General features: G+C 35.6%; 16 protein-coding genes. 7 read left to right on the top strand and 9 right to left on the bottom strand.

The annotated features are described in order from the left end of the window. Positions 1-87 precede the first annotated feature (87 nt). Positions 88-648 carry a nitroreductase family protein gene (locus BR72_RS11035; protein WP_035432974.1) on the top strand — a complete coding sequence of 187 codons (561 nt, stop codon included), beginning with the start codon at positions 88-90 and terminating at the stop codon, positions 646-648. 450 nt (positions 649-1,098) lie between these two features. Here BR72_RS11035 and BR72_RS11030 read toward each other — a convergent pair whose 3' ends face one another. From BR72_RS11030 to BR72_RS11020, 3 genes are all read right to left on the bottom strand, one after another. Next, a complete protein-coding gene (locus BR72_RS11030) occupies positions 1,099-1,731 on the bottom strand; it encodes a type 1 glutamine amidotransferase family protein (protein ID WP_035432972.1) in 633 nt (210 codons plus the stop codon). 75 nt (positions 1,732-1,806) lie between these two features. Then, on the bottom strand, positions 1,807-2,769 hold the full coding sequence (locus BR72_RS11025; RefSeq protein WP_035432970.1) for a helix-turn-helix transcriptional regulator: 963 nt from the start codon (positions 2,767-2,769) through the stop codon (positions 1,807-1,809). A gap of 231 nt (positions 2,770-3,000) precedes the next feature. Next, positions 3,001-3,342, bottom strand: a complete 342-nt coding sequence (locus tag BR72_RS11020; protein ID WP_035432968.1) for a DUF952 domain-containing protein — start codon at positions 3,340-3,342, stop codon at positions 3,001-3,003. A gap of 166 nt (positions 3,343-3,508) precedes the next feature. Between BR72_RS11020 and BR72_RS11015 the strand changes: the two genes are divergently transcribed. From BR72_RS11015 to BR72_RS10990, 6 genes are all read left to right on the top strand, one after another. Continuing rightward, positions 3,509-4,927, top strand: coding sequence for a SpoVR family protein (locus tag BR72_RS11015; protein ID WP_035432966.1), 1,419 nt, complete (start codon positions 3,509-3,511; stop codon positions 4,925-4,927). A gap of 150 nt (positions 4,928-5,077) precedes the next feature. Beyond that, positions 5,078-5,566: a DinB family protein gene (locus tag BR72_RS11010; protein ID WP_035432964.1), complete on the top strand. Its 489-nt coding sequence runs from the start codon at positions 5,078-5,080 to the stop codon at positions 5,564-5,566. Between the two features lie 119 nt (positions 5,567-5,685). Then, positions 5,686-6,948, top strand: coding sequence for a neutral/alkaline non-lysosomal ceramidase N-terminal domain-containing protein (locus BR72_RS11005; RefSeq protein WP_035432962.1), 1,263 nt, complete (start codon positions 5,686-5,688; stop codon positions 6,946-6,948). 203 nt (positions 6,949-7,151) lie between these two features. Next, positions 7,152-8,414, top strand: coding sequence for a helix-turn-helix domain-containing protein (locus tag BR72_RS11000; RefSeq protein WP_035432960.1), 1,263 nt, complete (start codon positions 7,152-7,154; stop codon positions 8,412-8,414). A 62-nt stretch (positions 8,415-8,476) separates the two neighbouring features. After that, entirely contained in the window at positions 8,477-9,343 is an 867-nt protein-coding gene (locus BR72_RS10995; protein ID WP_035432958.1) for an ABC transporter permease subunit, read from the top strand. Then, positions 9,344-10,321: an ABC transporter permease subunit gene (locus BR72_RS10990; protein ID WP_035432956.1), complete on the top strand. Its 978-nt coding sequence runs from the start codon at positions 9,344-9,346 to the stop codon at positions 10,319-10,321. Positions 10,322-10,469: 148 nt separating this feature from the next. Here BR72_RS10990 and BR72_RS10985 read toward each other — a convergent pair whose 3' ends face one another. The 6 genes from BR72_RS10985 to BR72_RS10960 form a co-directional block, all read right to left on the bottom strand. Next, the gene (locus tag BR72_RS10985) at positions 10,470-10,952 is read right to left on the bottom strand and encodes a CcdC family protein (RefSeq protein ID WP_035432954.1); all 483 of its coding nucleotides are present in this window, start codon (positions 10,950-10,952) and stop codon (positions 10,470-10,472) included. Positions 10,953-10,965: 13 nt separating this feature from the next. Beyond that, positions 10,966-11,364 (bottom strand): DUF2871 domain-containing protein, encoded by a 399-nt coding sequence (locus tag BR72_RS10980; protein ID WP_035432952.1) that lies wholly within the window; start codon positions 11,362-11,364, stop codon positions 10,966-10,968. Between the two features lie 57 nt (positions 11,365-11,421). Further along, a complete protein-coding gene (locus BR72_RS10975; RefSeq protein ID WP_035432951.1) occupies positions 11,422-11,793 on the bottom strand; it encodes an HsmA family protein in 372 nt (123 codons plus the stop codon). Positions 11,794-12,016: 223 nt separating this feature from the next. After that, positions 12,017-12,730, bottom strand: coding sequence for an ABC transporter ATP-binding protein (locus tag BR72_RS10970; RefSeq protein WP_035432950.1), 714 nt, complete (start codon positions 12,728-12,730; stop codon positions 12,017-12,019). Then, positions 12,730-13,794, bottom strand: a complete 1,065-nt coding sequence (locus BR72_RS10965; protein ID WP_035432948.1) for an ABC transporter permease — start codon at positions 13,792-13,794, stop codon at positions 12,730-12,732. Before BR72_RS10965 ends, BR72_RS10970 begins: the two co-directional genes overlap by 1 nt. 460 nt (positions 13,795-14,254) lie before the next feature. Next, positions 14,255-16,456, bottom strand: a complete 2,202-nt coding sequence (locus tag BR72_RS10960; RefSeq protein ID WP_035432947.1) for an MMPL family transporter — start codon at positions 16,454-16,456, stop codon at positions 14,255-14,257. Positions 16,457-16,641: the final 185 nt, after the last annotated feature.

Below are 16,641 nucleotides of genomic sequence, written 5' to 3'. Positions count from 1 at the left end.
AAGGAAACTAGATTATAATTGAAATTGATAATCCTTATCAATTAAAAAGTATACATATAGATAGAAAATGATGAAGGAGAGGAAAAGATGACAACTTATACTTCCATCGCAACTGTTGTGAAAGAAAGAAGATCCATTCGTACATTTACAAATAAAACAGTAGAAAAAGAATTGTTAATAGAACTATTAAACGATGCAACATGGGCGCCGAATCATAAGAACCGCGAGCCTTGGCAATGTAAATTATTTATAGAAAACGGCCGCAAAACATTAGTAGACGCTGTGTTAAGCTCGTTTTCAGCAGAAGAAAGACAAAAGCGCGGAAACATGTTAACAGAACGGTTTATGAATACACCAGCTCAAATCGTTGTTTACATGGATGAAGACCCGCGCCAAGTGCAGCGTGATGAAGATTATGCTGCGGTATGTGCATTTATACAAAACTTCCAGCTACTAGCTTGGGAACATCGATTAGGAACGGTTTGGAAAACGGGAGGGCTCATTTACAATCCTGATTTTATGAAAGTAATCGGTTTAACGAAGGGACAGCGAGTTGTTGGTATTTTACATGTTGGCTATTTTGATAAAGTACCAGAAGGGAAAGCGCGTACGCCGATTGTGGAGAAGTTGGAGATTGTTGAGGGATAAAGCGAAATTTCCAGCAGTGAGGGGGCTTTAGCCTTCACTGCTGGTTTGAAATAAAGTTTGATTAAAAGTGTGCTGCAAACGTTGATTTTATTTCCGGATAGATTTAGTTTTTATCCCGCTATTCGTGGGCAGTAATACTCCCACCTCAAAATTCAGCGAAAGCAAGGTCGAGCTCTAGCGGCGCCCCCTCGGACGAGGCCAAAAGCGCCTCTCTGTCAGGGGCGTGGGCGTCCTACGATTCTGAACGAGCCGCTTCCGCTTTTCTTAAGAAGGCCCGTAAAAGCCCGATTGGTTCAACTAATAATCAGTGGGGGATGAAGAAAACCCCCACTGATTAAAGTTTCACTTTATAAAAAAGACTGATTATTTTCTAACAGTGTTATTTCACAGTCACGCCTGATTCTTGAAGAACAGTCCATCATTATTAGCAAAAGAACATGCTATTAAGGCTCATCTAGTTATTGAATTCATTAACTGGAAGAAGTATTCAGGTTTATGAGTCTTATGTAGGTTATACCATGAACGCAATGTATCTGGTGCAAATACATCTAAAATTTTCAGTACTTCCACCGCAAATTCTAGAGGGGCTATTCCTGATGCAGTAACCAAATTCACATCAGATACTGCAGGCCCCATCTCATAAAAATTTTCTCCTTTATAATTAGGACAGACCATTTTAATATACTCTAAGTTATTACTTGTATGCTTTCTAGAGTTTAGGTATCCAATATTCGCCAGTCCCTCAGTTGCACCACAAATTGCAGCAACAATAGTGCCAAGCTTTAAAGCTTCGCCAATTTTTTTTAAGATAGGTTGGTGAATATCTTCTCCCCAAGTAGTTCCTCCAGGTAAAATGATAAGATCTTTACTCTCGAGAGTACACTCATCAAGGGAAATATCTGGTTTTATATTCAATCCTCCCATTGTAGTAATAATTTCTTTAGTAGTTCCTACTGTAACTACTTTTAAAGGTGCTAAATCTTTTTTGAAATATCTTCCTGAGTTTAGTTCAGCAATTAAATATCCATATTCCCAGTCTGACATTGTATGAAATACATAAAGATAAACTTTTTTTGTTTGCATCCAATCACACTCCAATCACTATTGATATAGCCTATTATAAAATAACTTCCCTGACAGCTAATGTCAGGGAAGTTATCATACTTGATGAAATTGTATTAATTCCGACAGAACTTCAATAAGTCTTTTCTTAAGACTTATTGGCTCAATAATTTGAATGGATTTGCCGTACGGTAAAAGTAAATAAGGTACATATGTATGTATTATATTTTTTTCAAGAAGGAATACAGCTTGATTCGAAGTTCGTTCATGTAAATAATGTCCTAAAAACCAATGTTGGCAAACATCATGTAACGTACTTTTATTTCCATTAATAACTAAAGAAATAATCTCCTTCTTATCTTCTATAGTGGGAAGAAGGTTTTTCAAAAAAAAGTCACGTGCTGAAAAATTTTCTGGCCGGTTAAACTTATTTCCAGTTAGCATTAGACTCTCAATTCTCTCTACTCTAAAACTGCGGATATCATTTCTAAGATGACAAAATCCAATCATATACCACCTATTATTCCAATAAATAATTCTGTATGGATCAACCAATCTATACTTTGATTGCTCTTCGCCATTTTTATGGTATTGAATTTTTACAGAATATCCGTCAGCTACGGCCTGCTCCAGCTCCTTCAAGAAAGGTTCCATCGAGAGGGAACTGATTCGATTTATTACTTCAAGACTGGTTAAATGTTGGTTTACCTTTGTTTCTTGCTCTTGGTTTGAATATTTACCTAGCTTTGAAATAGCTCTATTTAGTGCTTCTCCTCCATAATATCCGGCCTCTTCTGCAAAAACAGCAGCGTGAAATAGTGATGTTTGCTCCTCAGAATCAAAAAAAAGAGGAGCTTCAATAAAATTATTCAATAAAGTATATCCACCGTTATGTCCTGTGTCTGAAATTATAGGTACACCACTTGTCGAAAGTGTATCAATATAACGATACACAGTCCTTATATTCATCTCTAACTTTTCTGAAATTTGTTTTGCAGTAATTTTTTCACCTGAGCTAAGCATCCATAGAATTGCTAGTACATTGTCCATCTTAGGCATATAAAGCCACCTCAATATGGAATTTATTATTTATCATATAATTTTTTCCCCTTAATTCGTGTTAAGTAAATTTTACTGTATTAATCATTAGAATTTAACGTGTTTTCCTTGAATTATACTATTCTACCTTAGTAGTTTAATATAACTCTTTTGTGGATTAAGAAAAAATCCTGCCAATATTTCGACAGGATTTTTGAACAAACTTTAATATAAATGATTAATTTGTTTTTGTTATGCAAGTTCTGTTGGAAGAGTGAACGTACCATCTTCATGTTGATGTAATGTGTAGATATTCGTAATCGCACTCGTATGAATGACACCATAAATGTGAGGATATTGTTCTCCGTTTGCAGCGAATTCGTACTTAATTTCAGCTTCCACACGATCGGCATCAATTGCTAACAATATAAGAGAAGATTCTGATGCAAAATGTTTATGAACAACTTGTAATGATTGACTCAGAAATGAACAGTGAATGAAGCCTTCTTCGTGTAAAGAAGGTTCGACAATTACTCCTTTTTCCTTTGCGTTCTCCCATAATTGTATTGTCATAACTTTCATGATTGTTTTCATAATATCGCCCCCTTTGTAATGACTGTTTTTCTAAAGAAAATTTTACATGTTTTTCAAGTGAATTGCATCTACAAAACAAAATAAATGGAGGGAGTTTCTATAATCTTCATGAAAGCTTGCTTCTATTCATACACTTTCATAAGGGAATGTGTAAGGAGGGAAAAAGATGAGAAGCAATGAGGAGAAAGCATTGCAATATGCAATTGCGGAAATTACGGAAATCGCCACAGGGTTTGGCTTAGATTTTTATCCGATGCGTTATGAAATTTGTCCAGCAGACATTATTTATACATTTGGTGCGTACGGGATGCCAACGCGCTTTTCGCATTGGAGCTTTGGAAAACAATTTTATAAGATGAAACTTCACTATGATTTAGGGCTGAGTAAAATATACGAGCTCGTCATTAACTCGAATCCGTGCTATGCCTTTCTATTAGATACAAACGCACTCATTCAAAATAAACTGATTGTTGCTCATGTATTGGCACATTGTGACTTCTTTAAAAATAATATTCGATTCTCTAACACAAAACGGGATATGGTCGAAAGTATGTCGGCAACGGCAGAGAGAGTGAAAAATTATGAGCATAAATACGGAAAAGCAGAAGTCGAAACGTTTTTAGATGCAGTGTTGGCTATTCAAGAGCACATTGACCCTTCACTTATGAGACCAAAGCTGTCGTGGAGTGCAGATGATCATGATGAGGAAGAACAAACAAGAAAGGCCCCTACGCCGTACGATGATTTATGGAACTTAGAAAATCGAAATAAGAAACGCGAATTGCCTAATGCACGGAAGAAAAGAAAAATTCCGCCGCAACCAGAAAAAGACTTACTTCTCTTTATTGAACAATACAGCCGCGAACTAGAAGAATGGCAGCGCGATATTTTAACGATGATGCGTGAGGAAATGCTGTATTTCTGGCCGCAGCTTGAAACGAAAATCATGAACGAAGGCTGGGCTTCGTATTGGCATCAACGCATCCTCCGCGAAATGGACTTAAGCTCAGACGAAGCAATCGAATTCGCAAAGCTAAACGCCGGAGTCGTGCAGCCATCAAAAACAAGTATTAACCCGTACTACCTCGGTATCAAAATTTTCGAAGATATTGAAGAGCGTTACGATAACCCGACAGAAGAAATGATACGACAAGGCGTAAAACCGAACTCCGGAAGAGAAAAAATGTTTGAAGTGCGCGAAATTGAATGGGACGTATCATTCCTGCGAAATTACTTAAACAAAGAACTTGTCATGCGCGAAGATATGTACTTATTCCAGCGCCAAGGAAAAGATTATAAAGTCATTGATAAGGATTGGGAAAATGTCCGCGATCAGCTCATCAATATGAGAACAAACGGCGGTTTCCCATATTTAATGGTCGAAGATGGAGACCACTTAAAGAACGGAGAACTATACATTAAGCATTACTATGAAGGAATTGAACTAGATTTAAAATATTTAGAGAAAGTATTGCCGTACATTTATCAATTATGGGGAAGAACAGTGCATATGGAGTCGATTGTGGAGAGTAAGAATGTTGTGTTTTCTTATGATGGGAAGATGGTGCATCGGAAGTATGTGTGAGGGCCGCTGGAATCAGCGGTTCTTTTTTATTTTTGAAATACCATTGGCGTTTATCAAAAAAGGAGAAGCCTTATTTAACCGAACGTACATTCTTGTTATTTTCTGTAAATTTGGTATTATTAATTTATAAGTGCAAAGGGGGAGATTAAAATGAATGAGAATGACTTAATTCTTTTGAATTTTGAAGAAGTTAGACGTAGAAGTATGAAAGTATGGAGAGCCATTCCTAACCACATGTTAAATTGGAAACCTGATGATGAAGCTTTTACATGTGCAGAAATGATTAGACATGTTCTGGAATCTGAGTATAGCTATTATCAAATAATCCAAAATTGTGGAAGTGTACAGAACCTTGATGAACCATATTCTTCGAGAAACTTTACAACCATTGAAGCGGAACTCGAATTTTCATTACCATATAGAGAAAAATTCTTAAACTTGATTAAATTTCTAACAAAAGACGATTTAGTAAACGTTAAAATTGACCGGTCAGATTTAAGTGATAAAGGATTTACAGGATATATTCGACCATTAGGTGATTTTTTAATGAGAGTAGCTTATCATGAGGCGGTGCATACAGGACAACTATTAGACTATATGCGGAATATGGGAATGGAACGTCCTGATATATGGGATTAATATTCGACGAACTAAGACTTTCTTAAAAAAGGAGAACCTTCTATGGGACTCTTATTTCAATATACAAAACCAAATACTGAATGAAATAACCAATTACATAAATAACTGGAGAGATCCAAATGAGTAAAGTAGGAATATATAAAGTAGATATCACACCCCCTCTAGGTATCGACTTCATCGGATACCATAGAGAAACAGGAATTCGTAATATTGATGAACACATTTATGCAACAGCATATGTGTTTGAAAGCAATCAAACAAAGACCGTATTTATAAGCATTGACAACATAGGAATGTTAATAGAAGATACTGTAATCATTCGGGAACAAATCGCAAATGAGCTAAATGTTCCATTAGAAAACATAATGGTTGTGTATACTCATACGCATTCTGGTCCCGAAACAGTTGGCGATGATGAGTTAATAATGTCTTATAAAACAATTCTCATCACTAATGTAATAAGAGCGGCTATTATCGCAAATGACAATATGCAAGCATCTGAAGTTGGGTGGAACGTAACGTTAGGGGAAATAGGGATAAATCGAAGAGAGAAAACACCTGATGGCAAAGCAAAAATGGGTGCTGATGTAAATGGAGTTGTGGATAAACGAATCGGAGTTCTAGCTATTAGAAACGATCAAACAAAGGATTTAACCGGAATCATTGTATTTTGTACTGCTCATCCAAATGTTTTAAAGGGAGATAGTGATATATTATCAGCCGATTACCCAGGTTTGGCAAGGGAGATCCTTGAAAGAACACTTAACTGTCCTGTAATAATTGTTCAGGGGGCCGCGGGAAATGTGAATGCCAAATATCGTGGTTCAATGGAATCATTAAAACAAATGGCTTACGTAGTAAGTGGAAATGTCTTAACGATGTTGCCAACAATTGCGTACAACTCAATTTCAAAGTTGAAAACTATTTCAAGCACATTACCAATGAAATTAAAAGATATTCCCGAACCCGATGGAATAAAGCAGATGGCACAATTAGCGGAAACACATTGGGGCGTAAATACTGACCAATGGCTTACGATCATGTTAGATAAATACAAACGAAATATGAGACAGTTAGCGATTGATTTAGAAATTCAGTTATTTCAAATCAATGAAGGTTCATATTCTGGAATACCAATGGAACCATTTTCAGAAACAGCCCTAGAAATTAAAGAAAGATTGAATAACGAACTTGTCTTTTTTGGCGGCTATACGAACGGTTATGTTGGTTATCTACCTACAAAAGAAGAATATACATACGGAGGATATGAAGTAGAACTCAATCCTGTGGTGTATGGACCGGTTACAAATTTGTGGATGCCTCCAGAAGAGGGGACTGCTGAGCTTGTAGTGGAGAAAGTTATGGAACTGTATAATTCTTAAAATCTAGCATAACAGCTTTATAGATATTAGAAGAGTGTAAGTAAAGCCACGCTAGTAATTAATGAAAAAGAAGAGGAGGTACGATTAACGTGACAAACGATTAATGGTATCTTCCTTTTTTTATGGAATCTTATATTTTATTGAATATTCAGTGAATAGTTGATAAAATTTTACATAGGAAATACTGGAAAGGGAAGAGGCGCATGGGTATTGGGAAAATTATTTACTACCACCGAAAAAAGCAGTGTAAGACACAAGAACAATTGTGCAATGGAATCTGTTCAGTTACACATTTAAGCAAAATAGAGAATAACTCAAAAGAAGCGAATTTAGATACATTAAAATTATTATGTGAGCGATTAGGAATATCCATAGAAGAGGAAGAGAAAAAGATTCAAGATTTTCAAAAGAAAATAGATGGTTTTTATGATGCGATAGAACGGTTAAATAAAGGAAAGGCGCACTCTTTATACAACTTTTTGAACAGTCATAAAGAGTATATAAGTTGCACAAAGTTTATTTTTTTATATGAATTATGTGAATTACGATACTATTTGTTTCTAGATCAATTAGATGAAGTTGAAAAAAGGTTTGAGAGCATTAACAAGTATAAAAGGAAATTTTCCCAATATGAAAGGTATTTATCAGATTTTTTATATGCTATATATTATTTTAAAAGGAAGGAGTTTACCAATTCATTAGAAGTATTAAATGATAGCAGTGAATCCGTTGAAACTTACAGCGATAAAATAAAAGAATATTATTATTACCAAGCTTTAGTACATAGTAAATTGAATCATTCCACTTTAGCTATTTATTTCGGTTATAAAGCTTTAAAGGTATTTCAGGAAACGAGTAATATTTATCGTATCTTACATGTTAAAACAATTATTGCAATTCATCTTATAAGAACAGGTGAATATAAGACAGCTGAAACGGTCTTATTGGAGATGCTAGATGATGCTGAATTGATACAAAATGTGTCAGAAACGGCAAGAACTTTGCATAATTTAGGTTTTTTGTATTATTCTCAGAAAAAACAAGTAAAAGCATTAGATTATTATCATAAATCGTTGCAGTTAAAGCAAAAATATACAGAGGACTACTACTTAACAATAGGAAATATTGCACAAATTCTTGTAGAAATGCAAGAGTATAAAAAAGTAGTTGAGATGTTAAAAGAGGAGCTTTGCATTTTTGAAAACAAAGAAAACCCTGAATATGTGAGGTTAAACGTGCTGTATCTACAAGCATTAGGAGAAGAGGAATCTTTAATTCACTATTTAATTCATCACGGTCTACCAGTTATGAAAAAGAATGATCAACTAGGAGAAACTTTAGAATATGCAGAGAAGATTGCTTCTTATTATGAAAAAAATGATCCTCCATTAGCTAATGAGTATCTTCGTATAAGTAATGCCATATTAAAAAGCTTATTAAGTAACAAAGGGGAATTACAACTATAAATAATTGAATATTTTGTATTTTAGGAGTGGTAGAGAGAGAAAGATGGAAGGGGAAGGGCGTTATGAAAACAATCACAATCCAAAAAATCACCACAGCAATCACACAACTCATTTTAGCTGTCGCAGGTATTCTTTGTTTAAGCTCATTACCGAGTTTGTTCAGAGGGATGGAATTTGATATAAATAATTATTTTAAAGCTCTTGGGGGCTTATGTGAAAAGCTATTAGATTTTTCTCATTTGACGTATGGGAAAAGTTTACGGCCGATATTTCCGCAAGTTTTTGAGTTTTATTGGCAGTCTTTGGGGCTGTTTATGCTGGCACTTTTCATTTCGGTTGTATGTGCTTTTTGTTTTACCTATCTGATTATTCGCTTTTTCTATGAGAAATTGAAAAGAATGAAGTTTGTGTTGGTTATATTAGAATCAGTACCTGATTTGTTCATCATTATGTGTTTTCAAATTTTGGTGCTTTGGTTATTTAAAAAAACGGATATTATGGTGTTTAATATTGCCACTACATGGAAGAATCAGTCCATTTTGATGCCTGTTGTTTGTTTAAGTATTCCCCCCACGATTATGTTGACTCGTATTTTTCTGCTGCAAGTAGAAGCAGAGCTGCAAAAAGATTATATTGCGTATGCTCGTGCAAAAGGGTTGAATTTCTATCACATATTTCGTCATCATGTGCTCCGCAATGTGTTGTTTACGATGTTTCATTATTCCAAAACGATTGTATGGTTTATGTTTTCAAATTTGTTGATGGTTGAGTATTTGTTTAATGTTCCTGGTGTTGTGTATTTTGTTTTGAAATATCCATTTCCAGAAGTGTTTGTTGTAACGCTTTTGTTGCTTTATATTCCATTTTTTATTCTTTACAAAGCGTACGATCTATTTGTACCTGCTGTTATGAGAGGGGAGGGAGTATAGGTGATTAAACATCTTGTACGGGAAAAACAATTTCTGTTCAGTTTCTTGTTTTTAGTCATACTGATACTTGCTAGTGTTGCGAATACGATTTTCAATGATGGTCAAATTAGACAAGTGACAGCCCTTTATGAGAATGGGAACTTGATTGGGGCGCCGCCATTCTCACCGTCTACTCATTTTTTGCTAGGTAGTGATATACATGGATATGATTTACTTCATGTCATTATACAAGGTGCAAAGTTTACCATTGGCTTATCGGCGTGTATTGCCATGCTGCAGGTCGGATTTGCAATTGTGTTTGGCGTCGGAATTGGTACGTTTTTGAAAAGCTGGAGCAGTAAGATTGAATCGTTTTTTGATAGCTTTACGATTATGCCGCTGACGATTATAGCGTACTTTTTGCTAGTAAATGTGATGTCGATGCCGATCGATGGATTTCAGCAGCCGTTTTATCAACGTGCTCTTTTTGAAATGTTTATTCTGACCATTCTTGCGCTTCCGACAACGTCTTTTTATGTCGCGAACGAAGTAAAAAAACTATTCAAGACAGAGTTTGTGGAAGCTGCCTCTGTATTAGGCGGATCCAAATTTCACATTTTACGTAAACATATACTCCCGCAGCTTCGTTCTACGTTAGTCATTTTATTGGTTCAGCAATTCAATAAAGTTCTTCTCGTTTTAGCGCATTTAGGAGTACTAAAGATGTTCTTCGGCGGAACAGTGATTGACCATAGTCCTGCAAAAGAACCGCCACGGACGTTATCATTTGAATGGTCTGGGTTAATTGGAGATAAATTTCACATGCTTTCTATTCACCCTTGGATTGCGCTCGTTCCCATCGTCTTTTTCTCTTTAACAGTCGTTGCTGCTAATTTGATGTTAGTAGGATTACAAAATGCATTTGAAAAATCAAATACTTCAAAAGTGCAGAAAGTAGCATATGATCTAGTAGAAGAAAAACAGACTTCTAATTTTTGAAACGGATATAAGTTGTTGCTGTTAACATAGCCCGTGGCAGAAAAAGGCCTTGCCCGCTCCTATACATGGCCAGACGCTCTTGCCCACCTAAAAGAAGAAAGGTTTTCAATAAAAAAAGCCCGATACAATATCGGACTTTTTTTTATCATTAAACACTCTTGCTTACAAAGTTCATTTCCTTTTGTAATCTCATAAACGAACGGTACATGCCAATTCTCCAAGAGACGATCATTGCAAAAGCAAGTAAGAAGAACATACCGCTTAATTGTCCTAAATCAATTGATTGACTTAAATATTCTTTCATACCGAGGCGGACAACAAGTAAACCGACTAAAATAAAGATAAATGCTTTAGAAGGTATTAAATAGATGTCTGTTCCACGTATTTCAAATTTTGATGTTTTAATAAGAAAAATAGAGAAAAATAAACCAACGATCACTGCTTCGAGAATTTCAGATGATGTTAAGCGAAATTCTGGTAAGATGTACATGCATGCTCCCGTACTCATGAAAAAGGGCGGGAGGATAATTTTTTTAAGTGTTACAGGTTTCTTTGCTGATTTTAAGCGAAGAAACATCATTCCAACAGCCATACAAAGAGCAACAATACTTGATAAAACAGGTAAGCTCATGTTTGACCTCCTTTTATCCTTTGAACGATTTTTTTAATAGAATCATAAACCAAACGAGAGCGATACCAGTGATTGTATGAGACGTTCCAGCAATATGACTTAATCCTTTAAAATCAGCTCCATTGAGTTGAAGAAGTCCGCGCGCTGCCATTGAACCAATTGTTAAAACTAGTCCTAAATTATAGACGATGAACCACATGTTAAAGCTTTTTGCCTCATGGAACGCAAATGATTTTGATAGAGCAAAGGCAAGCAAGAAGAATATAAATCCAAGAACTAGCACATGTGTGTGCAACTTGAATAGTGAAGTCGTACCTTCAATTCCTTGTGCTTTTGAGTATTCTCTCGCGAATACACCTGATAGTAAACCGATAATTAAATAAGTGAATGCTGCATTATATAACTTTTTCATCATATACCTCCTAGATAGCATTAGCAATAGTTATTTTTGGATAGTAGACTGCGATTATTAGTGGTTTGTCATTCCGTATATAAGGCCAGAAATATATGGGATTAGCCAAATGAACCAGACGATAACACTTAGCTTGTGGAATGTTGTCATCATTTTTGTATCTTTTTTGATTAACACAATTGTTGCCCAAACAGCGTGGAATAACATCAGTAAAATGGCTGCTAAGCCTGTGATTCCGTGGAAACTAAACAGGGATCCTGCCTCGGCCATTTTTTCCATTAATGTCGTTCCAAGTGTATCACAGACGAGTCCGAGCCAAAAAATGACGACATGCCAAGGTTTTAATGTCTTTTGGAATTTTTCACTCCATACGCCAACTGTATAAAAAATGAGTGCAGCTGTAATACATATAATAGCAGACGCTAACACGTTCATCATTCCTTTCTAACTGTCATGTTCCTTATATAAAATATGTTACATGAGAATTATGAATAGAATATGAACGCAATATTACATGTGAAATTGGCTTGATTATTATATTTAAATTGTATTATGTCGTAAACAAAAAATGAAGAGGTACTTGTGAATAAAGAAAAAACTTTCTTATTCCCTATGGAAATAGGGCTAAGAAAGTTTTTTAGATTATTGCGATTTACACTTCGTTTTCTCGTAATAATTTTCCGTCGCGAAGCGTTAAAATTCGATCACATACATCAAGCATTTTTTCATCATGTGTAATCATAATCGCTGCTTTTTTATTTTTCTTCACTTCTTGTTTCATTAATTCAACGACTTCTCTTGCACGTTTTGAATCAAGACTTGCAGTCGGTTCGTCAGCTAAAATTAAATCGGGATCATTCATGAATGCACGAGCAATTGCTACACGTTGTTTTTCACCGCCTGAAAGCTGATTTGGATAATGATTCATGCGATGTCCTAATCCAAATGTTTTCAGTAATTGTTCTGCAAGCTTACCAGCTGCTTTTTTATCTTCTCCTTTTAACTTAGCGATATAAAGAAGTTGTTCTTTTACCGTTAAGAAAGGTACGAGGTTTGCGAATTGGAAGATAAACCCGATTTTTCGTAAGCGAATATCGGTCATTTCCTTTTCTGATAAGCTCGTTATATTTTGACCAGAAACATAAATGTTTCCTTTTGAAGGGGAGAGAAGTGCACCTGCAATGGAAAGCAATGTACTTTTTCCGGAACCAGATGGACCGACAATACCGATAAATTCGCCTTCTTTTACATCTAACGTAATTGGATGCAAGGCAGTTACTTCTGTATCTCCTTCGCCGTATACTTTGCTTACTTGATCAAGCGTTAATAATGACGATGGGTTATCCCATTTTACTTCCGTTACCATTACATGCCACCTCCGATTGCTTCTAATGCATCTACTTTTAATACTTGATATAGAGAAATTAATGTACCTAGTATACTAATTACGATAAAGGCACCTGTATATTGTAAGATTGTTGTTGTTGTTAATAAGAACGGCATACTAGCTGGTAAAATAGCCTCTACCGCAAAGATTAAACCAATGCCGATAATAAGAGCAACGCCAGTTAAGACGATAGATTGTACAACTAATGTATTTGCTAAATATGAGTTTTTCGTTCCAATTGCTTTTAATACACCTAATTGATGTGTTTTTTGTAATGTAATGACATAGAAGAATACGCCAATTAACAATGCTGAAATAACAAGTAAGAACGTGATAATCATTGTTAATGTTCCTTGTTCTTCTTTATAACCTGGAATACTTTGTAGTACTTCTTTTTTATCAACAACTTTTGCGTTATCGATTTTTTTATCAGTATTTAGAGCGATTACACTGTAATCTTTTTGATTTGGCAGTGCAATAGCGTCCCATACATTTTCATTCATGTGAACAACAGGTGAATGACTAAACATTTGATTTTGCGAGAATCCGACAACTTTGAAAGCTTTTTTAGAAATAGGATCTACTAGTTCATCTCCAAGTTTGATTCCTTTTTCTTTAATTGATTCATCAGCGACAACTTCATTGTCTGCTAACGTCCCATTTTTTCCTTCAATCACTTTTGGAGCAATGAATGAATCTTGTTTACTTGAGAAAATAGCCACATCAACTTTATTTGAAGTTCCTTCTTTTTCAAATGTTGATACTTTAATATGCATTGGAACTGCATCTTTTTCATCAACTTGTGCCAATGCTTTATCGACATCTTCTTTCTTAATTTGCGAGCGTAACAATTTACCATCTGCATCATCTGATAGAATAAACTTGTTTGCCTTCATTTCGATAATAGAAGAGGCATTATCATGCGATAATCCATTTGCTAGACCTGATATGATAAGTACAAGAAATGATAATAACATCATGATTGTACCAATTAACCCGTAACGTAATTTCGATTGTTTTAATTCTTTAAGTGCTAAAAACATAAGGTTTGTTCCTCCTTGTTTCGTTCTATGCTCTTATCATAAAGAGGAAATATGAACGGAATATGAACAGAAAGTTACAAAAGACGAGTTTGTAGGTTATGTATAGATGAAAAACCGACATAAAGATCAACATAAAAACCATTTTTTTAGATGGGCGAGAGCGTCTGGCCGTGTTTGAAGCGGTCAGGGCCTTTTTTTGCCACGGGCCATGTTAAAACAAATGGAGCAAGCAAGTAGCGTTCATGTTTTATTCTGGATAGCAGCGGCTTATATGTCGGAAAATTAAAATGGATATATAGTAATCCTTCCTCCTATAAAGAAGAGAAGTGGGGAGGAAGAAAAAACTGATGGAGTTTTACTTTTATCGAATAAGAAATGTTTATGAACGGAAGATGAACACGTTATTACAATTGCGAAGAAAACAAAAAGTGTGCTGAGTGCACACTTTTCATTTTTACGGCTATTTTATATCTGTTGGAAGGGAAGAAATATGTTTGGAACGTCTTGGTTTGAAAAAAATCAAAATCGACGGGAGCAGCATACCGCGAACAAGAAACGTATCAATTAAAATTCCCATTGTCATTGTCAAACCGAACAGAAAGAGTTCTTGAAGGGGCTGAGTAATGAGCACAGCGAATGTAGCTGCGAGTATAATACCAGCTGATGAAATGACGCCTCCTGTTAACGCAACTCCGCGTGCCACAGCTTCTTTCCATTCATATTTTTGCGCTTCTTCTTTGATACGGGATACGAGCATAATATTGTAGTCGACCCCTAATGCAATGAGAAATACAAAGGTGTAGACAGGGAGGCGATAGCTAATTGAGTCGTAGCCTAAAATGTAATGAAAGATTATCCAACCTAGTCCTAGCGTTGCGGAATACGAAAGTAACATAGTTATCATCATTGTGAATGCGATAATGATTGACCGTGATTGGTATGTCAGCATAATGAGAATGAAAAGGGAAATGAGCGAGAACGTTACAATTGTATCTCTTTCATTTAAAGATCGTACATCTAATTGCTGTGCGGTTTGCCCGCTATAATGTAAGGAATATTGTTTGGAATCAAAGCCACTATTCGTTAACAAACTTTTGCTGTTTTCTCGTAGTAGACGGATTGTATTTAAAGCAGCTTGGTCGTAAGGATTGTCTTGTAAAGTTAATTGCAGTTTGATGGCATGTTTTTCTTCCGATAAGAAGTTTTTTGGTAAGTTTGCATTTGGTGCTGCGGAAGTGATTTCCGGCGTGACGGTGTTTACACCATCTAATTTTTTCATTGCGCTTGATAATGAAGCTAATTTATCAAGAAAGGATTGGTCTAAGACAATTTCTTTATCTGATTTTAAAATGACAGTGACAGGTGCTAATTGTCCTGGTGGAAAGTTTTCCTCTAATATTTCAAATCCTTGCCGCGATGAAGTATCATTCGGAAATGACTTCAATAAATTAAATGAATATTTCATAGATCCGACGTTTAGTGAAGCAAGAATGAGCATGATTAACAGTATACTTGCTGTGATGGAAGGCTTTTTCTTTACAAAAGTGCCTATATTTGTCCAGAAGCCGCCTAGCTTTTCTTCTTTTACGGCTACTTTTGGAATGAACGGCCAAAATGCTTTTCGGCCTACGAGTGCAAATAGAGCGGGAATGAGTGTAATGCCTCCAAGAAGAATGAACACCATAGCAACTGAAAAGACTGGGGCGAAGTTATGATATGCATTAAAGACAGCAAAGAACAATGTAAGCATCGCAACTAGCACTGTTCCGCCGCTAAAGAGAATCGGTTCCATTACTTGCGTTAAAGCAGCTTGCATCGCATCGTACTTTGAACTCGTCTTTTTTAACTCTTCTTTATAACGAGCTAAGATGAATAAACAATAATCCGTCAAAACAGCAAAGAGTAGAATCATCATAATGGAAAGAGCTTGTTTTTCAACAACGAACCATCCGTTTTGGCCTGCCAATCCTAAAATGCGATCGACTACTGCATATACGATACCGGCAATGATTAATGGAATGATAGCAAGCAATGGAGAGCGGTAAATAATGATTAATATAATAAGAATTAATCCGATTGTTGCAAACATTAATACGAAGTCAGCATTTTTGAACAGCGTGATCGTATTCGCTGCGATTCCAGCTGGACCTGTAATCTCAAGCTTTAAGTCACCGATATCCATTTGTTTTATATGGTTTCGAATTTGCTGCAATGTCTCATAAATTTGATCTGATTCTAAACCTTTCGTTAAGGCAATATTTAAAAGAATGGTTGTGTTATCTTTGGAGAACATTTTATCTTGTGTGGCTTTTGGAAGCTTATGAAATGGTAAGGCACTTGCTACATGTTTTGGTTTATCATCTGAGGAAAGCCATTTGCTAATTTCTGAGATTTTTGCACGATCGGCTTCAGTAATGGCGTTTTTTCCATGAAAAACAAGGAGGGCGACGGCCCCATCTTTAGATGGAAATTGTTCGTCTACTATCTTTTGCGCTACAGCAGACGGCGTATCTTCATGGATGCTTCCTTCACCACTGCTTGTTGCGTACTTTTTGGCTGATGGTGCGATGAAACTTAAAACGCCAATAACAAGAATCCAAGCGATTAACACGATTTTGGCACCCTTTGGACTACTTATGAAGCGAGCAAGTTTATGGATCACATATATAACCTCCTTATTCTATTTTTAGGAAGATTTTAAAATAAGAATATGAACGGAATATGAACGGAATGTTACAAAAATTAAGATTATTTAGTTGTTTCGAATTTGTGAACAAATAGAAAGTAGGAGTTTGAAGTGTTGCACAATTATTTTTTTATGTTTATTATATACCTATACGGGTATAA

It is taken from the genome of Bacillus sp. UNC322MFChir4.1, from assembly GCF_000746135.1.
Lineage (GTDB): Bacteria > Bacillota > Bacilli > Bacillales > Bacillaceae_G > Bacillus_A.
This window is presented reverse-complemented; position numbering and strand designations above follow the sequence as displayed.